General features: G+C 59.7%; 20 protein-coding genes. 11 read left to right on the forward strand and 9 right to left on the reverse strand.

Annotation, left to right across the window (positions count from 1 at the left end; all coding sequences use genetic code 11):
• Positions 1 to 171: 171 nt before the first annotated feature.
• A complete protein-coding gene (locus IC50_RS39200; RefSeq protein ID WP_011082909.1) occupies positions 172 to 1,596 on the reverse strand; it encodes a phosphorylase family protein in 1,425 nt (474 codons plus the stop codon).
• Between the two features lie 286 nt (positions 1,597 to 1,882).
• Between IC50_RS39200 and IC50_RS43150 the strand changes: the two genes are divergently transcribed.
• From IC50_RS43150 to IC50_RS44050, 3 genes are all read left to right on the forward strand, one after another.
• The gene (locus IC50_RS43150; RefSeq protein WP_011082908.1) at positions 1,883 to 3,694 is read left to right on the forward strand and encodes a hypothetical protein; all 1,812 of its coding nucleotides are present in this window, start codon (positions 1,883 to 1,885) and stop codon (positions 3,692 to 3,694) included.
• Positions 3,695 to 3,809: 115 nt separating this feature from the next.
• Positions 3,810 to 4,364 (forward strand): restriction endonuclease, encoded by a 555-nt coding sequence (locus IC50_RS19530; protein ID WP_011082907.1) that lies wholly within the window; start codon positions 3,810 to 3,812, stop codon positions 4,362 to 4,364.
• Positions 4,365 to 4,369: 5 nt separating this feature from the next.
• Positions 4,370 to 4,597, forward strand: a complete 228-nt coding sequence (locus tag IC50_RS44050) for a restriction endonuclease (RefSeq protein ID WP_071908403.1) — start codon at positions 4,370 to 4,372, stop codon at positions 4,595 to 4,597.
• A gap of 129 nt (positions 4,598 to 4,726) precedes the next feature.
• On the opposite strand, the gene IC50_RS19535 is transcribed toward IC50_RS44050, so the two are convergent.
• The 4 genes from IC50_RS19535 to IC50_RS19550 form a co-directional block, all read right to left on the reverse strand.
• On the reverse strand, positions 4,727 to 5,863 hold the full coding sequence (locus IC50_RS19535; RefSeq protein ID WP_011082906.1) for an SAVED domain-containing protein: 1,137 nt from the start codon (positions 5,861 to 5,863) through the stop codon (positions 4,727 to 4,729).
• A complete protein-coding gene (locus tag IC50_RS19540; RefSeq protein WP_202557271.1) occupies positions 5,847 to 6,296 on the reverse strand; it encodes a hypothetical protein in 450 nt (149 codons plus the stop codon). Before IC50_RS19540 ends, IC50_RS19535 begins: the two co-directional genes overlap by 17 nt.
• 6 nt (positions 6,297 to 6,302) lie before the next feature.
• The gene (locus tag IC50_RS19545) at positions 6,303 to 7,553 is read right to left on the reverse strand and encodes a nucleotidyltransferase domain-containing protein (protein WP_011082904.1); all 1,251 of its coding nucleotides are present in this window, start codon (positions 7,551 to 7,553) and stop codon (positions 6,303 to 6,305) included.
• Positions 7,554 to 7,628: 75 nt separating this feature from the next.
• Positions 7,629 to 7,850: a DUF2188 domain-containing protein gene (locus tag IC50_RS19550; RefSeq protein ID WP_011082903.1), complete on the reverse strand. Its 222-nt coding sequence runs from the start codon at positions 7,848 to 7,850 to the stop codon at positions 7,629 to 7,631.
• Between the two features lie 134 nt (positions 7,851 to 7,984).
• On the opposite strand from IC50_RS19550, the gene IC50_RS19555 reads away from it, so the two are divergent.
• From IC50_RS19555 to IC50_RS19565, 3 genes are read left to right on the forward strand one after another with little or no spacing between them, the layout of a single operon-like run.
• Positions 7,985 to 8,380 (forward strand): helix-turn-helix transcriptional regulator, encoded by a 396-nt coding sequence (locus tag IC50_RS19555; protein WP_011082902.1) that lies wholly within the window; start codon positions 7,985 to 7,987, stop codon positions 8,378 to 8,380.
• Positions 8,377 to 8,898 (forward strand): ImmA/IrrE family metallo-endopeptidase, encoded by a 522-nt coding sequence (locus IC50_RS19560; protein ID WP_011082901.1) that lies wholly within the window; start codon positions 8,377 to 8,379, stop codon positions 8,896 to 8,898. Before IC50_RS19555 ends, IC50_RS19560 begins: the two co-directional genes overlap by 4 nt.
• 7 nt (positions 8,899 to 8,905) lie before the next feature.
• Positions 8,906 to 10,312, forward strand: a complete 1,407-nt coding sequence (locus IC50_RS19565; protein ID WP_011082900.1) for an exodeoxyribonuclease I — start codon at positions 8,906 to 8,908, stop codon at positions 10,310 to 10,312.
• A gap of 267 nt (positions 10,313 to 10,579) precedes the next feature.
• On the opposite strand, the gene IC50_RS19570 is transcribed toward IC50_RS19565, so the two are convergent.
• Both IC50_RS19570 and IC50_RS42515 read right to left on the reverse strand, forming a co-directional pair.
• Entirely contained in the window at positions 10,580 to 10,795 is a 216-nt protein-coding gene (locus IC50_RS19570) for a helix-turn-helix transcriptional regulator (protein ID WP_011082899.1), read from the reverse strand.
• A 361-nt stretch (positions 10,796 to 11,156) separates the two neighbouring features.
• Positions 11,157 to 11,315 carry a hypothetical protein gene (locus IC50_RS42515; RefSeq protein ID WP_016839828.1) on the reverse strand — a complete coding sequence of 53 codons (159 nt, stop codon included), beginning with the start codon at positions 11,313 to 11,315 and terminating at the stop codon, positions 11,157 to 11,159.
• Between the two features lie 382 nt (positions 11,316 to 11,697).
• On the opposite strand from IC50_RS42515, the gene IC50_RS19580 reads away from it, so the two are divergent.
• The 4 genes from IC50_RS19580 to IC50_RS19595 all read left to right on the forward strand — a co-directional run bounded on the left by IC50_RS19580 (position 11,698) and on the right by IC50_RS19595 (position 17,531).
• Positions 11,698 to 12,894, forward strand: coding sequence for a hypothetical protein (locus IC50_RS19580; RefSeq protein WP_026192137.1), 1,197 nt, complete (start codon positions 11,698 to 11,700; stop codon positions 12,892 to 12,894).
• Between the two features lie 172 nt (positions 12,895 to 13,066).
• A complete protein-coding gene (locus IC50_RS19585; protein ID WP_014490278.1) occupies positions 13,067 to 15,160 on the forward strand; it encodes a ParB/RepB/Spo0J family partition protein in 2,094 nt (697 codons plus the stop codon).
• A 62-nt stretch (positions 15,161 to 15,222) separates the two neighbouring features.
• Entirely contained in the window at positions 15,223 to 16,275 is a 1,053-nt protein-coding gene (locus IC50_RS19590) for a DUF7146 domain-containing protein (RefSeq protein ID WP_014490277.1), read from the forward strand.
• A 326-nt stretch (positions 16,276 to 16,601) separates the two neighbouring features.
• A complete protein-coding gene (locus tag IC50_RS19595) occupies positions 16,602 to 17,531 on the forward strand; it encodes a DUF2493 domain-containing protein (RefSeq protein ID WP_011082895.1) in 930 nt (309 codons plus the stop codon).
• A 75-nt stretch (positions 17,532 to 17,606) separates the two neighbouring features.
• Here IC50_RS19595 and IC50_RS19600 read toward each other — a convergent pair whose 3' ends face one another.
• Positions 17,607 to 18,275, reverse strand: a complete 669-nt coding sequence (locus IC50_RS19600; protein WP_011082894.1) for a hypothetical protein — start codon at positions 18,273 to 18,275, stop codon at positions 17,607 to 17,609.
• A gap of 295 nt (positions 18,276 to 18,570) precedes the next feature.
• On the opposite strand from IC50_RS19600, the gene IC50_RS19605 reads away from it, so the two are divergent.
• Positions 18,571 to 18,993 (forward strand): hypothetical protein, encoded by a 423-nt coding sequence (locus tag IC50_RS19605; protein ID WP_014490276.1) that lies wholly within the window; start codon positions 18,571 to 18,573, stop codon positions 18,991 to 18,993.
• A 48-nt stretch (positions 18,994 to 19,041) separates the two neighbouring features.
• On the opposite strand, the gene IC50_RS19610 is transcribed toward IC50_RS19605, so the two are convergent.
• Positions 19,042 to 19,815, reverse strand: a complete 774-nt coding sequence (locus tag IC50_RS19610) for a class I SAM-dependent methyltransferase (protein ID WP_011082892.1) — start codon at positions 19,813 to 19,815, stop codon at positions 19,042 to 19,044.
• Between the last annotated feature and the right edge of the window lie 312 nt (positions 19,816 to 20,127).

The following is a 20,127-nucleotide window of genomic DNA, read 5'->3' on the forward strand; positions in this document are numbered from 1 at the left end:
GCATGTAGTGGGTGATTGTTCGTGATAGTCACGAGAGTTCACGCTCGGTCCTGGCCGCTTCGATTGGAGTCCTTGTTTCAATGCCCGATCTGTCCGTGACATGCATTTCAGTGCGTATCGACGGCTTACGGACACCGCCGAAAGCATCAGCCTGAATGCTCAGGTTTTCCGTTAACGTGTCCTTTCATCGACGGCTTCCTCCAATACGTGCAACGTATCGCGCCGCTCGAACAGTAAAATTAGCTCTCTGACCCGGGCCGATTTGCGGTCGCCGGGAATTTCGTCAATGTCCACGCCCAGGAGAAAGCAAAGGTTCTTAAACTCTTCCATATCGAACGCCGTACACAGCTCATCGAACAATTTCTTACGTTGAGCTATCGAAATACGCGACTTCGTTGCCGCTACCGAAGCAACGGACTTCGGCCACGCCCCCTCCGAGAGGGAAACTGGGCGCGACTCAATGAAGCTTCGCAAGCACGAAGCCGCGGAATACGCTGCGTACTCTTGCCACATGTCATTCTTTTTGCCGTCGGCGAAGTCGCAGATGGCTCGGATCGTCAAGAATCCCACCTTCTTGACAGCGCTGAATGCCGCAGAAGCGACTCCTGCACTCTCCATCTCAATTGCGATGAGATCGCGTTGCAACGACCGAAGCTCTTGGGCAGCCTCGCTTGAAGCAATCACCTTCTCTCCAGAGGCAATTGGTCCGACATGAATTCTCGGCTCGATGGCGCTCGCGCTTTTCCCATCGGGCCTTGAAGGCAAATGTGCGCGCCACGTTGAGTCGGTCAAGTTCAGTATTCCATCCACGAGGATGGGGTCCGCCTGAAATTGCCGAGCTCGATGCTCCTGATGATTGGGTCGAACCTTCGAGAGCTCATAATAGAAAATGGAGTTCGAGGCCACGATATCGCCGAAGCCCTGATCCTTTCTAGAGATTCCACCAGCAATTCCATTCACAAGTACAAATCGCGGCTTCCATTTGTGGATGAGGTCCGATGTCGCATGTGCGGCATCGAGATTTCCCATCGAATGAAGGAGAGTGGCAACAACTCGATACGAGCCGCCGCGTCTTGTTGGAATCGTTCCGCGAAGGTACGTGCGGGTCGAATCCGATGTCGACGAAATCGGTACCAGCTCAGGAAAATAATGCTTAAGCGCAGCCAATTCCTTCCGCAACGCGACGACAACTGCGAAGTCGACTGATTCGTCCTCCACCTGTCGCGAGAGGTCGGTAGCCTGCTTGTCAGTAAGCTCGACAGCAACCGAGCTGAGAAATGCTGCGACGCGGCTCTCATGGCGCCGTTTCATGAGAAGCAACGAATCCGCTGTGTAAGTGGTCGGATCCTGATCGACCAAACGATGATGCGTTGGACATAGGATGATCAAGTTGTCTGCGTCGTTGCGCGACTCTTCGGATTGCGCGGGATCGAATCTCGGCCCCCCGGGAGAGGCCGCACGAATGTGGCAGAGTTCGCCCAGTAATGCGCGAGATTGAGGCTGAACGAGCTGCGTTGTACATCCCGGGAAAGCGCATAGGCCCCCCGAAGAAGCGAACAGAATCTTTATCGAACGATCACTGGGTTGTCGTCGCATAGCACCTCAAGCACGCTCCGCATGCCGTCGCCCCGTAGTCAAGAGATCATAGCCTTCAACGCCCATCAACCGGATACGTGTCGATAAGCCGACACTTTGTGGCTAACGTTGCTATTGAGCAGGCCGTCTAGAGCTGCGCGACATCGAGTAGCCTTCTAACTCTTCTTTGCGGGGGGCATGTTCTTTCCATTTGCATCGTGGAGGCATTCGCGCTTAAGTTGATCATATTGAAGGTCCGTCTTAATTGACATGGCGTACTTCCGCGCGGAAACGCGACGGGGGATGGATGATCGACTCTCTTCGCGTTGCAAAAACAGCAAATTTTCACATTCTTAAGCGGCAGATGAGCAATGCCGCATTGGATGACCTTTTTCGCCAAGTTCGGGCAAGCCAGCCCTCGGCCTCCCAAAACATATTCTACCATCGGCGCGTCCAAGCTGGGCGCGCGCGTTGGTCTGCGATCTCCTTCCTCTATGACCGCTCGCCTTCATTCTTAACCGAAGACGCAGGAATCCGAGAACGAATCTGCGGATTTATTCTTTTGATCGAATATCGCGATCATCTCGCGATTCTTAAATCCAAGCTCGATCTTCCGGCAGGATTTTTCACCCGCTATCTCGGTCGAGTATCAGCCGAACGCGTGGATCGTGCGGTCGCACGGCAGGGAGCGGTGTTCGAAAAGATTCGGCTTCGAAACATGTCGGTCTCCAAGCACGTGATGAGGAGTAAAACGTTCGAAGCCGATGACCTACAAAATGTTGTCGGGCCTGCTGGCGCAAACCGGTATGTGCCCCAGGCGTACGCGGTCCGGTCGGGAACTGACCACTATTCTACAACTCCTAGCACCGGCAGGATAGGGCAGCGGTCTGATCGGGTCGATCACCTCGCACTTGTGGAGTACGCGAAATCTGTAATTGACGAGCTGGTAGGTGGAAGAGCTGCACCTGCCAGCTTTCTCCGTACCTTAGCCCGCGCTATCGATTTGGCGAGTATTGGCGGCACCGCGCGTCCAACAAGTTTTGCCGTCGACGTTGCGGGATTTGTTGATGCGATCCATGTCGATCGCGAAATCAGACTTGTACATGAAGATAGCGGTAGACTCACTCAACTCTCCAAGCATGAAATCGATGCAGCGTTAAATGAGCTCGATCGTGCGTTTAGGGTCAGCGGCGACGGAAAGAGGATGGATATCTTCGACGGTGCTGATTCGGTTGGAGCAATTGCAATCAACCAAGCTCGCGTAGCATTGCGTGACTTGCAATTGCCGATCACTGCCGGCATCGAGGTCGAAAGTACAGAGTATGCTCTCGGTCACGATCCAAATCGGATCTCGCTCCGACGCTACATCGATCGCGAGGATAAGTTCATATTGCTGTTCGACGCCCTCTCTTTAGCTTACATCGACGGGACCTTGTTCCGCGACGAAGGCTTTGTAGATGGTGGCGCAGCCCTGTTGCGCCATTTGCGCTCTGATCCGCTCCTAGACGGAGTGACTGATGAAAAGGGTAACTTTTCGACGCGAAAGGCCACCTTTGATGCTGACTCCACTTTCGGTGTGATCGAAGCGAGTGTTGCGGACGGGGACGATGTGCTTGTGTGCGACGATCTTGGCGACGAATGGGCGGACTATATTGGGCTAAACAACTCCAGCAGCCCGCCTAGAATTACCTTTTATCACGCAAAGCATGGTCCACTATCGCTCGGTGCTGGGCCGTTCCATATCTCCGTGAGCCAAGCAATTAAGAACTTGCAGCGTATGAGCCTTCCGCCGGAATCGATGGAAGCGAAAATTCGTGGTTGGAACAACAAGTATGTAAGCGGTAGCGGAGTCAAAACCCGGATCAAGAGGATTGTCCGAGGCGATGCCGACGAGCTAATGAACGAATTCGCTCAAGTGCGGCTTGCGCCGGATGCAATTCGTCGGGTCTTCATCGTGACCTCTTCGCTGAGCCGCGGTGCTGTTGAAGAGGCGCTAAAGGAAGTCGCAGCCGGCCAAGCGCCAGACCCATACTTCGTTCAGCTCTATTGGCTGTTGATGTCATTCTTCTCGGCGTGTACCGAAATGAACGCACATGGATACGTGATCTGTCAAACTTAGCAGGCGCTGATCACGGAGTCGGTATTCGAAACTGCGATTTGGCTATTCCGGCTGTTAAGGCCCGACAGCCGGCTGACTGCTAACCTATGCGCAGTTGTAGTAAAGAGCGCGTGCCATGCTTACTTTGCAGCAGATGGAAGAGGTAAGGGTTCGCCTAGCGCAGCAACTGATATTCTACATGCCCGTTAAGCTGTTTCCTATTGCGCAGAAATTAGCGTTTCCGATTCTTTTAGAGTTCACACGACTAGTGGATTTTAGGAATCTGGAAATTCCACCAGAGAAGATCAAAATTACTGACTTGATCTACGAAGACAGGCTTCCGTCAGTGTTCGAGTCGTTTATCGCTCGGCGGTTTTCCGAGGGGAATAAGCAAGCGGAGTTGCGAGTAGCGGGAATCATTACACCAGATCACAAGATCGTCCTGGCAGATCGTAAAACGGCAGAGGGATTTCTAATAAAGGCAAACTCAGCGGTTTGGTATGAAATTGTAGCAAGCCTGCAATCGGATTGGAGCCAAGCGTATTCACTTTCTGCGACGCGTTGGGAAGAGATCGTCGCTGGTGCCTTCGATAAAGCGGGGTTCGACGAGGTGACATTAACGCCACGCTCAGGGGATCACGGACGGGATGTCATAGCTGTTCGAAGGGGGTTGGTTGCATCAAGATCATAGGATCGGTGAAGGCGTATAAGCCGAGGAACGAGGTTTCATATGATGACATTCGTGCATTGCTGGGCGTACTCAGCGGGGAGCAGAATGCCTCTAAGGGAATCCTGACTACAACGTCGGACTTTCCGCCAAGGCTAATATCTGATCCGTTCATAACTCCCTTTCTGCCGACGCGTCTCGAATTGATGAACGGTGACAGCCTTCAAAAGTGGCTTGGTGGCCTCCTGAAAAAATAGGCTTCTCCCGTTCGGATACATGCCTCTACGAGAGAGGGCTTGGGTCCGGACTTAATTGATCCACCAGGTAATCGCAGCGGCGAGGAGGATTGCGGACAGGAAGATGTCCGCGCGCTTGTCGCATCGGGTTTAGGGAATATCGAAGGTCCGTATGAACCCGTGCGATCGATTGTTGTCGTAGAGCCGGAGGGAAAGATCCGATTTGGGCATCCAGACGCGGCCGACCTCGACCGCCAGGGAGGCGGGAAGCGCGGGAAAAACATGCAGCAGCGTTCCCTCGCCATGCCGAGCCTTGATGCGGTCGTAGAGCCGTCGGAGTTCGCGCCGAAATGCGGCCTGATCGTCAGCTCGCCGCAAGACGTCGTTGTGAGGTTGATCCGCGCAGAGCGACCAGATCGCGGCTTCGTCGCCGAGAACCGCCTGGAGTCGCGCGTCGGTCACGGTAGCGCTGACACCGAGCTTTAGCGCGACCGAGCCTGACAGCCCGATATCCGGTTCGGTGACCTGGAATGTGATCGGGGGGCCATCGGACGCCCATCGCCAACTCGCGGGTTCGCGATGCCTTTGATGAACGACGGCCGGAACGATATCGCAGAGCAGCCGGCCAAGCTCGATCAGCAGCGGCTGCGGTGCGAGTGCGAATACGCTTAGATGCCTAATCTCCTGTCGCTCTACGCGGCCTCGCACCTTCGCTTCGAACTGGCGTCTCAGGTTCTCGCGCTGGACCGTCCAATAGGCAGGCTCGTTGTCTCGAAACGCACAGCCTACCATTTCAAGATCCAACCTCTGGCCGCTGGCTGGGTGGCGGTCGGGCGGCATCGCCGAAAAGATCGCCTGCGTCGATACAAGCGCCTCGTTGTCACAAATGCTCGCCCCAAACCTGATGACGTGAGATGCCCGGTCTTCGTCGATGCCGGCAACGATCGCGATCCGGCCCTCGTGCTCGGCTTTCATAGTTAGCAGAACAGATTCCGGATGATCGGCGACGGCGTCAAGATCGATCAGCTTGTGATGTCGGGCGCACATCAACATTAGATTTTCCAGACTACGCGCGAGCTGAGTCGACCGGATCGGATCGCCGCGCGGGCCGCCTTCGACGTCAGCCACGATGTGTGCGATGAAGCCGAAGATCCCGTCTTGCCGCCCGGCCACCAGGTCGCCGACCAAATCAGTATTGCATCCACGATATTGGCAGCGGCCAGCAGCCCGCGCCCACAGCGCCGATTGGACCTTTTGCGGAATGCTGCTCTTAGACACCGACGCCACCTGCTACGACGTGGCGGCCGCTCGCTGTCCATTGACCCGTTGCGCGCCAGCCCTCGTAAGCGGCAAGCCACTCGATCACCCAGGGCACAGTTGTCTGCGAGAGGCTGTCGAACGGCGACCAATCGTCGGAATCGGGATCGAGCATGCATAGCGTCACTTCGCCATCCGAACCGTAGTACACGTGAGGGAGCCTACCCTCCGGGTCGCCCGGACGGTGCCGTAACGGCGGTGACAAGACTTTGACGCGTGGCTGGAGAATGCGCACGTCGAGCCGTTCGATCACCAGCGGCGCTCGATAAGTGATCTCGACCTGAAACGTCTGAAGCAAAGGCCGGAGAGGGCCCTGCCACGCCGCGATTGCGCCGTGGCGGCCGATGAGTTTCAAGTTCGGCCACAAGGAAGCCATGTCAGTGATCTGGGCGTCGACCGTCATCACCACTTATCGGCGCTCTCCCATGTTGGTGTGTGCGCGAGCCGCGACTGGCGCCAGGCTGGTCGCCGCGCCGATGATCGCCGGCGCGGCGGGAACGAACAGGCCGCCGGAGCGCGTATAACCATGCTGCCGTGATTGAACTTGGCGCCCGAGCCGCTGGTTGAAAGCTTTGACAGAACGCGTGACGACCCGGTCCCCGAACTGCCCGCGCAACCACTCCTGCAAGTCCTCCAGCTGCACGTCGCCGGTGCGGGCGGCTTCGAGCCCGTTAGCGAGGGTGTGCAGGTGGCGAGAATAGGTTGTCTGTTGCAGCTGAGATTCTGGCCAACGGTCGGTGAAACGCTCGACCGGAAATTCGGGGTTGGGCACGACCAGGAGCTGGCCGCGCTTCGCGGCGTCGTCGATCGCGCGGGCCGTCCAGCGCGCCTGCCGGATCAGCATTTCCGCAAGCCTCATGCCCGGACGGGCGGCATGGCCGGCATGGCACGACAACATCACCGATGGCGGGATCCGGCCCGTCTCGGTCGCGTAGGCGATGTTGCGGTGCCGCTTGATTAGCTGCAGCGCGACCGTCGTCACGCTCTTGATGATGAGCGGCGTTTGCGGCGGAACGTCCTCGACGTCCGCTGCGGCGAAGGCGATTCCGGCCTGTTCGTACAGCTGACGATTCAGCGCCAGCGCGAACCGCTCCTCGGTAGGCGTTCGGGCGCAATACCACTTCCCGAAGGCATATGAGTTCATCGGCACATAGCGCGCCGGGTCGCTGCGAGTCCCCTTCTTCGCATGCGGGATCTCGCCTTCCTTCTCCTTCGGCGCCCGCCGCCGCGACGGCGTAATGTCAAGATGCATGCCGTCGGCGTAGTAGAGCGTGATGCACCGAGTTTGGCGCACGACCTTGCTTACCGGGTAGCTCTCGAGTGCGGCTTCCAGGTCATCCAGCAGCGCCTCGGGACCGAGGTCGGGGCCTTCGATCTCGGCGACGATATCGAGATCGTACTCGTCGTCCGTGCCGCGGGTCGACGTGGTTGCGTCGATTGCCATGGAGCCCTGGGGATAGAAGCAGGCGACCCTGCCTTCGAGCGGACTACCGGGTCGTTCGATGTAGCGTCGGACCGCCTCATATCGCTCGACCGCCTTGGCATGCAGGCCGGGCGGAAGCTGAATATTGATGGCAAGCTCGGCGAGTACCGCGTCCAGCGGGTCGGCAAAGGGATCATCAGGCCGATCATCGCGGCGCAGGGACGGAAAATTCGACATCGATATTGGTCCTCTTCTTTGAATGACCTCCGCGCGCCGATCCGACCGGATCGCCCTGGTGAGCGATCCGTTGGGTTATCCTTTCGGCGGGAAGGGATCGTTTCCGTAGGAGTTGGCGTCGCGAATGCGGCCATCGGGACGGTGGATGACGACTTCGCCGTGCTCGCGAAGCGCAGTGCTACGCGCCGCCTCCGTCGCCTCGGCTTGGGTGTGATGGGTGGACCCCACCCGCAACGCCCCCTCACGTCGGGTTGCCCAACCTGATTCGTGCGGCACGACATGAATGCGCTTCGACATCTCGGTTCCTTCGCCTCGTCGGTGAGCGTCGCGCTCTCCGGCGGGATATGGATTCCTGAGATTGGCCAATATGTCAAGTAATGATCACACTAGTAAGTTTGTAATAAGCACATAATGTTTGCGGGATTGACATTATGCCCGAAGCAGCGCAAACATCGGCGATGGCGGGCAATCCGGTCTATATAGCGTTCGGCAACGCGGTCTCGACGCGGCGCAAGGCTCTTTCGCTGACCCAGGCCCAGTTGGCGAGCAAAGTTAAGATGTCTCGCGCGTCGATCGCCAACATCGAGAGCGGCCGGCAGAACATATTGCTGCACCATGTCTATGCCCTCGCCACCGCGCTTGATTTCGCGAAGGTCGCCGACCTGCTGCCGCCAATGCCGCATAAGTCCATCGGGGAGGAATTGAAGATGACGCTGGTCAATGAGAAGCTTTCGAAGGAGTCGCTGTCCGAGAACGCGGGCGCCCAGGTCGCTGATTTGATCAGCAGCGCGCTCGCGCCACGCCGCGGCTCTAAGGTCGGATCGTGAGGGACGCTGATCCAGGTCGAGCGCGCGAAGCTGCGCGCTCGATCCTTCGGGAGTTCGGCGTTTCAGCGCCGCCCGTCCCTGTCGAACGCATCATTAAATCGCGCAAGATCGTCCTTCAGTACGCACCGCTGGAGGAGGATCTTTCGGGCATGGCCTATATCAAGGACGGCATCGGCATCATCGGCGTCAATGCGCTACATCATCCCAACCGCCAGCGTTTTTCCGCCGCCCATGAACTCGCCCATCATGTGCTGCACGACGAAGACATCAGACAAGCCGTTCACGTCGACAAGGGGATACGCGTTCTCTTCCGAGATGATATCTCAGCGCTCGGAACCGAACCGATAGAGATCGAAGCCAACGCCTTCGCCTCAGAGCTGTTGATCCCCGGCGACCTCTTAGCCGCCGTCTTGGAAGGCGGTGGTGTGGATCTCGAGGACGAGGCAGCGATTGAGGGTCTCGCGCGCCGGTTTAGGGTAAGCCCGGCGGCGATGCGTTTCCGGTTGACTCGTTGGTAGCACACCCATGAGCTTCGTCTTTTTCGACACCGAGACGACGGGGCTTAAGCGTGGCTTCGATCAGATTCTCCACTTCGCCGCTGTTCGCACCGATGAAAACCTGAACGAGGTGGCTCGGTTCGAGACGCGCTCGCGCCTTCAGCCACATGTGCTTCCCCATCCTTCGGCGCTTCGGACGAACGGATTGCCGATCGAGTCGTTGACTGATTCCAGCCTGCCGTCGCACTACACCATGGTAGGAGATATTCGCCGGACCTTGATTTCCTGGAGCCCTGCGGTTTTCGTCGGCTTCAACTCCATCCGCTTCGACGAGGAGATGCTGCGCCACGCCCTCTTCCAGTGCCTATATCCGGCATATCTGACAAGTAATCATCGAAACTGCCGCGCCGATGCGCTCAGTCTGGTGATGGCCGCCGATGCCGTGTCGCCTGCGCAACTAGTTGTGCCGGTCAGCGAAGAAGGGCGGCGGACATTTCGCTTGCAACAGTTGGCGGCGGCAAATGGCGTCGCACATGCTCGGGCACACGACGCGATGTCCGATGTGCTTGCGACGCTCGAACTGAGCCGATTGGTCTATCGAAGGTCTCCGGAGTTGTGGCAGCGCTTCGTGCGCTTCTCGAACAAAGCGACCGTCGCGGATTTCATTGAGGTCGAAGACGGCTTCGTGTTGACCGAGTTTTTCGGCGGCCAAGCTTATCATACGTCGGTCGTCTGCATCGGCAGGGATCCCGATCAGGCCAATGGCCGGCTTTGCTTGAGTCTCAACGAAGACATGGGCCGGCTTGCCGCGATGAGCGATCTCGAACTGCAAGTTCATCTGACGCAGAAGCCAAGTCCGATTCGTCGCTTCAGGATCAATGCCGCGCCCACGCTGACGGCGTTCTACGACGCTCCCGAGCATATGCTGGATGGCGGTTCGATGGGCGCCACCGGAGACCGGGCCTGTCTCATGAAGGCGGACACTGGTCTGTGCGCGCGGCTTGTGGCTGCTTACATGGCTGCGCGCGAGCCCTACGCATTATCTCCGCACCTCGAAGAGCGCATCTATAGCGGCTTTCCCGGTCCTGCTGATGAGGCACGCATTGCCGCGTTCCACGATGCGCGATGGGAGGACCGCCTCGCGATCGTCCAGGGCATGGAGGACGAGCGACTGCGCTGGTTCGGGCTCCGGTTGATCTATTTCGAAGCGCGCTCGGTTCTCCCCGAACCTACTCGATTGGAGGTCGAGCGCTACTTGACCGATCAGATGACAGGCGACGGTTCGGGCTGCCTCACCATCGATCAGGCGATGGCAGAGACGGAAAGGGTGCTTGGCGAGTTCGCCAGTCCAGATGATCTTCTGATCCAATATCGCACGTATCTGCAGGATCGACTGGCGCGGCTTGAGGCCTATCGGACACGGCTGATTGCCTGAACCGACCGGTTCGGAGCGCTCAACTCAACGTCGCCTTCTCTGCGCTGAGTATTTGGTCACGGACGGAGTGCCGCGAGGACATGGCGTCAGTGTTGAGCCGACTTATGATGAAAGCGGTGGTCTGACGGTGCACCGCTGAACAGGGGAAACGCAGCGCGGTTCGCGATTTTAGCTCCCTATCATTCCGAGCACAGCAACCGAGTCGTTGTCTCGAGCGTGCCAGCGGATTGAGTCATCATATTAGAGCGCGATTTTGTTTTTCTCAAGCTAGCTCACGTTCAGTTCTTTCGACGCACTACAAATCACCAGATTTCCCCGATCCCATGCGTCAAGCTCGTCCACCGGGTATAAGACGGCTTTGCCGATCTTGATGTATGCAGGCCCAGTTCGCATTGCGCGCCAATTCCGCAGCGTACCCACGGAGACCTCGCCACGGTATCGTGCAGACACTTCCTCCGGTGTCAGGAATTTGGACTCCGTCATTCGTCTTCTCCATCACTCCGCCGCACGAAACGTCACGGTCGAGATGACTGAGATGTTGGCACCCAGAATGACGGAAGAAAACGATATTCTCGATGACCCCGCATAGCTCGCGTCAAACGCGAGCGAGTTAACGCGTCAGCCTGCGTTGATAGCCGCAAGATAGCGTAACGGAGCGTAGCAAAAATACTTGCGGCTCTCGGCCGCAGGTACACTGACCAATCGCGAAGATCGGAAGGTCGTCCTTGTAGGAAGTGTCTTTGGTTAGAAATGCCTTGAGCTGATCGTCTCCCAACCCGTATCCGTTGTCTTTGCAGGAAACGATCATGGACTCTCGGTCGTCGAGCATGTCAGCTCGAATAAATTAGACGTCGATTTCAACCAGCATGTCCGTTTCAGAGGCGTCTTCGTGCTTGCGGATAAGGAATGAGTCGGTCGCATTTGAGATCGGTTCCTCAAAAACGACATACAGGTTCGAGCTGATCTTCGTATTCTTGATGCTGCCCCTGATATCGAACGTCATTTTCGTTTCAATCGCTGACGTTGTGGTCTGTGGAGGATCGTTCTGCCGGTGTGTGGGACGTCAAGTCAAGCTGTCGTATGAAAATGGCGAAAGCACCCGCCAGTTGGCTCCGATGTTCAGTTCCCCTTGTTTGCGCGCGCACTAACTTTCCGAGCTGGTCCATCGGGTTACGCAGCCTGTTGCTCCGATGATATGGCGAATTCCGGCGGTGCGCCTTTGAGGGGAAAGCCTTCCCCCTGGTCGGCGCCGCGGTCGCCGACGCACCCCCTTCTGCGGGGAGACCCCGCAACGCCCCCATTAGAGTGAGAGGACGGATCGGCTTCGCCGTGACGGGTTGATGATCGGAGGAGAGGCCTCCGGCGCCCGTCATGGAGATTGTCCCATGACCCAAGCAGAAGTTTTGATCGCTGCCCACGACTGCGCCGGCGGCTACAAGGTGGATGTGAGTCGCGGCGAGCGCATCGGCCGCGTTTCATCCGAATGGTTCTCGCGGCCGGCGGACGAACGCTATCTGTCCTTGTCGGATCTCTACTCCGCCGTGCGCAGCCGGAGCGAGCGCAGCCGGACCCGAACGGTCGAGAGCACCGCGATCCGAGTGGAGGCCAACCGCGACGATGCCGAGCGCCTGACGCTGATGCTACCCGGTTGCGACGCGCCGATCGCGCCGACTCATTGGAGCTTCGGTCAACTTGCCAGCTTGGTCGGAGCGCCGGCGGCTTACCTCCGTCAGCTTCCGGCACCGCTCGCTGGCATCAACCTGCAGTTCGGCCTCAGCTTTCATCGAGCCGAGCAGATAAAAACGCTTGAGGTGCAGGGCAGTCGCCTCGAGCTTCGCGCCGCGACGGGTCCGGAATATGGGCGTATATTTGACCACGAACTCGTGGCAGCTGTTCAGCGCATCGCCGGCAATGGCACGGGTGACACGCGCTGGAAGGTCCCAGGCGTGCTTGATTGGTCGACTGGCGTTTACAACCCGCGCGTCGACATCACCCAGGATACGACGACGCTCTACGCCTCCGATCGCGATGTCTTCCTGTTTCTGGTCGACGACCTCAATCCGATCGAGGCCGGCCGGCTGCCCGACGGCTTGCCGGACCTCTACTTCCGCGGCTTCTACTGCTGGAATTCCGAGGTGGGCGCGAAGACGCTCGGCATAGCGAGCTTCTATCTTCGCGCCGTCTGTCAGAATCGGAATTTGTGGGGTGTTCAGGATTTCGAGGAGATCACCATCCGCCATTCGAAATACGCCGCGACGCGCTTCGCCCATGAGGCGGCGCCGGCGCTGACACGCTTCGCGAACTCTTCGCCGATGCCCTTCGTCAACGGCATCAAATCGGCGCGGGAGCGGATCGTCGCCCGGACCGACGAGGACCGCAGCGAGTTTCTGCGCAAGGGCGGCTTCTCCAAGACCGAGACGGCGAAGATCATCGACACAGTTCTGTCCGAGGAAGGCCGGAAGCCCGAGAGCGTGTTTGATTTCGTCCAGGGCATCACAGCCGTCGCGCGCGACAAGACTCATCAGGACGCACGACTCGACATGGAGGCACGGGCGAAGAAGCTGCTCGACCGCGCGGCCTGATTCCCGGACAACCGGAGATACGGAACGGTGCTTTTCCGGTTCCGAGGCTTTCCGTCTTTCCTGTTCGTTGGCTTTGCGACGCCGCCCTCCAAAGTGAGAGGGCGGCGCTGCGCTTCGTGACGAGTTGATGTCGAGAGAGAGGCTCTCGGCGCCCGTCGCGGAGTATCATCCCATGGCGACTACCGTTCGCAAGATCACCCTTTCGCCCTCGCGCGATATCCCCTTCAACAGGCTCGTGCTGAGTCAGTCGAACGTCCGGCGCGTGAAGGCCGGCGTCTCGATCGAGGAGCTAGCAGAGGACATCGCCCGCCGGGGCCTTCTGCAGGGCCTCAGTGTCCGGCCCGTCGTCGACCAGGTCGGCGCCGAGACCGGCGTGTTCGAGATCCCGGCTGGCGGCCGGCGCTACCGCGCGCTGGAGCTGCTCGTCAAGCAGAAGCGCCTCGCCAAGACCGCCCCGGTGCCCTGCGTCGTCCGCGATAGCGGCATCGCTGAGGAAGACTCGCTCGCCGAGAACGTCCAGCGCGCTCCGCTTCATCCGCTCGACCAGTTCCGGGCATTCCTGGCGCTGCGCGAAAAGGGCCAGTCGGAGGAGGAGATCGCTGCCGCCTTCTTCGTCTCCGTCAACGTCGTCAAGCAACGCCTCAAGCTCGCGTCGGTTTCGCCGACGCTGCTCGACGTCTATGCGGAGGACGGCATGACGCTCGACCAGCTCATGGCCTTCGCTGTATCTGGCGACCACGAGCGTCAGGAAGTTGTGTTCGAGCGGCTGAAGGCGTCCCACGACAAGCAGCCCTACGTCATCCGCCGCATGCTGACAGAAGGCGCGGTCCGCGCTTCCGACAAGCGGGCGCTGTTCATCGGGGTTGACGCCTATACTGCCGCCGGTGGCACGGTGCTGCGAGATCTGTTTCAGGGCGACGATGGCGGCTGGATGCAGGATGTCGCGCTCGTCGACCAGATGGTGGCCGACAAGCTGAAGGCGGAATCCGAGACGATTGCCGCCGAGGGTTGGAAGTGGACCGAGGTCGCCCCCGATTTCGCTTACGGCCACGCTTTCGGTCTGCGACAACTTCGCGGCGAGATCGTCACCCTCACTGCCGAGGAGGAAGCGGCCCGCAACGCCTTGCAAGCAGAGTTCGATCAGCTGTCTGAGAAACACGCGGACGCCGATGAACTGCCCGACGAGGTCGACGAACGGTTGTCCGAGCTGGAAACAGCTTTGGAGGGGCTCGAGAGCCGGCCGGTTGTTTTCGACCCGGCCGAGATCGTGCGCGCAGGCGTCTTCGTCAGCATTGGCGCTGAAGGCGAGCTTCGTGTTGAGCGCGGCTACGTCCGGCCCGAAGACGAACCGTCGGCGGAGCCGGAGCCCGGTCTTGCTGAAGAAGATGGTGAGGCCGAACGGGCCAAGGCCGCGAGCTACGAAGGCGGCGAGCGCAACGTGTCGGTCGAGCCCGGCGCCGAGCAGGAGGAGGACGAGGGCCTTTCGCCCATCTCCGACCGGCTGATGACCGAGCTCACCACCCATCGGACACTCGGCCTGCGTCATGCCCTCGGTGAGCAGCCGCAGGTCGCCTTTCATGCGGCCCTGCATGCTCTGACATTGAAGACCTTCTACCACTACGGCTCGGATAGCTGCCTGGAGCTGGATCTGAAGAGCGTGAGTTTCGGCGCCCAGGCGCTCGGCCTGAACGACAGCGCCTTAGCCGAGGCGATCCGCGCTCGGCACGAGCGCTGGGCGAAGGCTTTGCCGAAGGAATCGGCCGACCTCTGGGACGCACTTCAGGCGTGGGACGGCGACAGCCAGGCGATGCTCTTTGCCCATGTCGTCAGCCTGTCGGTCAACGCCGTGCATGAACCCTGGAATCGGCGGCCGCGTGCGCTCGCTCACGCCGACCGTCTCGCCCGGGCTGTCGATCTCGACATGGCTGCGGCGGGGTGGAAACCGACCGTAGACAACTTCTTCGGTCGGGTGACGAAGACGCGAATCCTCCAGGCCGTGGTGGAGGCAAAAGGGCAGCGCGCCGCCGATCGGATCGAGCATCTGAAGAAGGGTGACATGGCTGCCGAGGCGCAGACCTTGCTCACCGACACGGCCTGGCTGCCCGAACCGCTTCGCACGCTGGGCCGAGCCATTGGCGACGAACCGGCGGTCGAATCTATAGTCGAGGAAACTCCAGAGCAGCCTAGCGAAAACAAACTGGAAGACGAAGAAGAGCGGACCGCCCACAATCAGCGAGCCGGTGAGCAGATTATGGCAGCCGAATAAGCCGTCGAGAGCAACAACAAGGTCCGCTGGCGACGGCGGACCTTTTCTTTTTGGGGATGACGATGGCCGATAACGCACACGATCTCGCACGGCGTCTCGGCCGGCAGGCTGAGTCCGTGTGCCGTCACTACCTCTCTGCCGGACGACGGGAAGGTAGCTATTGGCTCGTCGGCGACGTCCGCAATACGCCTGGCCGCTCAATGTTCGTGCGGCTCAAGCAGTCGGCGAAGGGAGCCGCCGGCAAATGGACCGATGCCGCCACCGGGGAACATGGCGATTTGCTCGATGTCATTCGCGAGAGTTGCCGCCTGGTCGACTTCAAGAACGTCCTCGACGAGGCGCGCTTGTTTCTCAGCTTGCCGCATCCAGAGCCCGAGCCCAATCAGCCGCGGCTCCGCAATTCCAGCGCGGCACGAGGATCGCCGGAGGCCGCTCGTCGGCTCTTTGCCATGTCGCAGCCGATCGAACGCACACTCATAGAAGCGTATCTCCGCAATCGCGGCATTACGTCTTTGCACGAAACCGGAAGCCTGCGCTTTCACCCACGTTGCTACTACCGGCCCGACGACCACAGCCCGACCGAGACCTGGCCGGCGATGATCGCCGCCGTCACCGATCTGTCCGGCGAGCTGGCTGGCGTACACCGCACCTGGCTCGACCCGCATGGTTTCAGCGAGGCGACGCTGGGCAAGGCGCCAATCGACACGCCAAAGCGGGCGATGGGCGACCTGCTTGGTCACGCTGTTCGATTTGGCGTCGCTGGTGAAGTCATGGCGGCCGGTGAGGGCATCGAGACGATGCTGTCGCTCCGCTGCGCCCTGCCGACCATGCCGATGGTCGCAGCTCTCTCGGCAGCGCATCTCTCCGCCGTCCTTCTTCCGGATACGCTCCGCCGGCTCTACATCGCCCGGGACGACGATCCTGCCGGTGACGGCGCCATGGCGACCTTGATGGATCGGGCGCAGGAGGCCGGCATCGAGGCAATCGTGATCTCGCCACAGCTTGGCGACTTCAACGAGGATCTTCGCCTGCTCGGATTTGACGCCCTTCGGGCCGCAAGCCGCGTACAGATCGCGGCGCAGGACGTCGCGCGCTTTATGGAGCTGGCGGCATAGCCGAAACGGGATGAGGGGCGACGCGGCCGCTTCGTTACCGCACGGTCGGTGAACGTGTTTCCCCTCGGCGCCAGAGGACTGCCCCACGGCCTTCTGAGAGGGCGATCGGGCGGCAGGCGGCCCGGACCGGCAACCTCGTGGGCCGACTATTTTCCGTCGGCGGCAGAGCCGCCTTTACATCGCGAGACAAAATAGTCGGCCCCCTTCGGTCCTCCGCCAAGGCTCCGGCCCTCCGCTGCGCTGCGGGTGCAAGTCCGTTCCGCCTGCCGCTTTCGTCGCCATGAAGGCCGCGATGGGCGCGGTCGATCCGACGAGGGAAAACCGCAATGACCGCCGACCACGACAACGATTTCGAGCCGCACCACAGCTCATCCCCGACCGACCAGGTCCTCCAGGAACTCCAGCTCCATGGCTACCGTCCCTTCCACGATGATCCCGATCCCCGGGGGCTTCCTGAAGCGCGAATCCTCGCCGGCAGCGTCGCCGACATCTTCGATGCCCTGGTGGTGGCGCTGTCCGATACCCGTCTTGAGCCCGACCTCGACGACCTGCTCTGGTCGATGGTAAACGTCTTCCATCGTGCGATCGACAGGATCGAGCGCGAGCTCGACGATAACGAGCTGGCCCAGCAGCGCTCGCAGCGGGAGCAGGACGGCAGCGAAATCAAATCCGTCGAGCTGGAGCGTCTGACGGCAGAAGGGCAAACGCTGATCGAGCGACGCAACGCCTTCGAGCTGATGCGCGACCAGGCCGCCGACGAGTTCGAACGCCACGCCCATTCCGCATGGCGGCCGCGCAACGGATCGAAGGTCAACCACCGCAATCTGACGTCAGCGATGATCGACAGCCGCGATTTCCTGGCCGCGAAGAAGCGCGCCGAAAATCAGGTGCTCATGCCACGCGGACCGAAAGTCGCGCTCACCGGTGGACTCGACTTCAACGACTACCGGCTAATTTGGGCTAAGCTCGACCAGGTGCACGCCAAGCACCCGGACATGGTGCTGCTGCACGGCGGATCGCCCAAGGGCGCCGAGCTGATTGCCGCCAAGTGGGCCGACAATCGCAAGGTCCCGCAGATCGCCTTCAAGCCCGACTGGACAAAGCACGCCAAGGCCGCGCCGTTCAAACGCAACGATGCGATGCTGGAGACGCTACCCATCGGCGTGATGCACTTTCCTGGCACCGGCATCCAAGACAATCTCGCTGACAAAGCGAAGAAGCTAGGCATCCCGGTCTGGAGGTACGGCGGCTCGTGAGCGCCGCCGTACCTTGTCGTGCAGAACGACAGACGAAATGAGAGCCCAATCGTGCCATGAAATGCCTAGCTGCCCTCAGGCGTCCTGATCATAGTAATGTGAGTCATCAATGGCGCCCGACGTCTCCAGCTCCGGCCGCATATAGCCGGTTCGACCGGCCACACGCTCAAATGTTATCATCGTCGTGAAAGCGATCGAATCCCCGTGGAACGGCTTATCCGGATCGTTCTCTCCATTGAGAGAACCTGAGACATTTGCCACGAGCACATCGTCTCCGACGTCTAGGCTTACTTTGTCTATGTAAAGCTCGTCAAAAAAAGCATTCGTCATAGCCATCTCACCCGAGAGAGCGTCCTCGATCATCATGGGATCTTCTTGAATGAAGGATACATCGATATACTCCTCGAGATCTCGGGTGTACCAAACCTCACCTGAAAAGTAGCCGTTTGCGTTAAGAAAGCTCGAGAGCAGCGAAGCCAGCTCGTCAACATTGGGTAGACCTGCAGGGAGACCATTGAGGTGCTGCACGCGCTGATCCATCAAGCGCAGATCAGGCATCAGGATCGCGGCTTTATCCAAAGCCGCAAGCTGATACTTCGGCTCGGCCCTTAGAGCCGCCGCGGTACCATAGCCGAAATACGCAGCCACGATCTCGTGGGCGTGACCTGATCCGAGCTTGCCGCCGGCCAGATCGTTGAAGGTCATACGCAGAAAGTCTGCGCACTTCTTTTGGATGGTAGACATGGCAAATCCATTTCACACCGGCGTCTTAGTGGCAGTCACAAGCGCTTCATGACCACCGCGCGCCGGCAGAATGGTTGCCGTTCGGGTGTTCGATTGGGAAATCGAGATGCCGCCTTTTGGGTCGCTTGCAGCCCGGGCGATCGGCTCCTGACGCTCAATATGGTCATTTTGTCATTCGCCCGCAACCGGATTTGTGACGATTCCGGTCGCTGGCATTTGCTGCTATACTGCGTTTGCGCCGTGGTGGTGGTGGAAGGCGCGACCGTCAGACCCCTATCTCACGGAGCCCACCACCATGATTGCCTTGGGACCACTGCTTATTTTCCTCGCCATAGGCTTCTTCGCCTGGCTACTCTTCACGCTTGCGGTCTTCGCGGTGCCCGTCTTCGCCGGCGTGACGATTGGTCTTCGGGCCTTCCACACAGGGGCTGGCGCTCTGGGCGGAATCGCGGTTGCGTTCGCGGCTGGCGCCGTAACCTTCGGCATCGGCCAACTCGCGCTCGCCCTCGTGACATGGGCTTGGCTGCGGCTCTTAATCATCATCCTCTATGTCGCGCCCGCGACCGTCGCCGGTTACAGCGCGACGCATGGAATCGCCCAGATGGCGATGTCTTCGCCCACCTGGCAAACGGTCTTCGCGATCGCCGGGGCCGTTGCGGTCAGCATCACGGCCTTGGCTCGCTTCACCGGCATGGCCGCAGACGGGCCGGCAAGATAGCGCTTGACGCCGGGCTGATATCAATACCGGGGCGGGCCCGGCAGGAACCTAATCCGGCCGGATATCACGAAGGCTTCGAAGCTTACCGCCGATCGATGTGGACGCAGATACAATCAGCATCATGGGGCGTTCGAGTTCTTCGGCCAATTGCGGCATCTGCTGGATCTGCTCGCGTGTTGGGGCAAACTCCTCGATCCGCCGAATTTGAAGGCCTGCGCCGATCAGCGTATTCAAGGTAGTGCCAAGTGTCCTGTGGTATTTCAGAACGCCCTTGGCAAACCAGTCCGTCCGACGTTCGCCCTCGACGGAATATCGATTGACCGGCCAGGTTTTGCGGCCCTCCTCATCGGAAATCCAGTGCGGATGTGCCGCGGCCATGAAGATCGGATGCTCAATCGTAAAGACGAAATGCCCGTCAGGAACGAGCGTTTTGCGGATCACATGTACGAGACGGCCAAAGTCCTGAACATAGTGAAAGGTCAGTGCGCTGTAGGCGAGGTCGAAAGCCGCCTCAGGGAGGTCCAGTGTGTCGAGATCGGCGATGCGATACTCAATGGCCGTATCCGCTGTGTCCGCCCTGGCACGCTCGATCATGTTCTGCGACAGATCGAGACCCAGAACCGAGGCCGCGCCCTGCTCGCGCATCCAGCGCGAGGCCCAGCCGAAGCCACATCCGAGATCAACGACACGTTTCCCGACCAAATCGGGCAGCATGGCCCGGATCGCCGGCCATTCAGGAGCGCCGTCCAGCCCATGCACCTGCCGGGGCAATTGGCTGTAGCCAGCGAAGAAATCGGGATTGTCGTAGATATTCTGCGCCATATCTGCCTGCTATTCGGCTTTTCGCTCTGTGCCGCTCCGGATGATTCTTACGCATCCAAGTCGAATTGTCGCAGTGGGCTGCGCCATTTGACGAGCCTATCCGGTCAAGCTGCTTCTCGCGCCGGAAACGAAAAACCCCGGCATGAAAGCCGGGGCTCCCGTGATGCCACGACGTACATCCGGCCGCGACAAGCAGGCGACAGTTAGCACGGAGTTCTCGAAGAAAATGTGACCTTCGCCTCGTCGTTCTTGAATGCCGGCCGATTTCAGCGTGCTCGTTCATTTCATCGAGTGGGGCACTCTATTTCTTCT

It is taken from the genome of Bradyrhizobium genomosp. I (2014) (assembly GCF_000261685.1).
GTDB lineage: Bacteria > Pseudomonadota > Alphaproteobacteria > Rhizobiales > Xanthobacteraceae > Bradyrhizobium.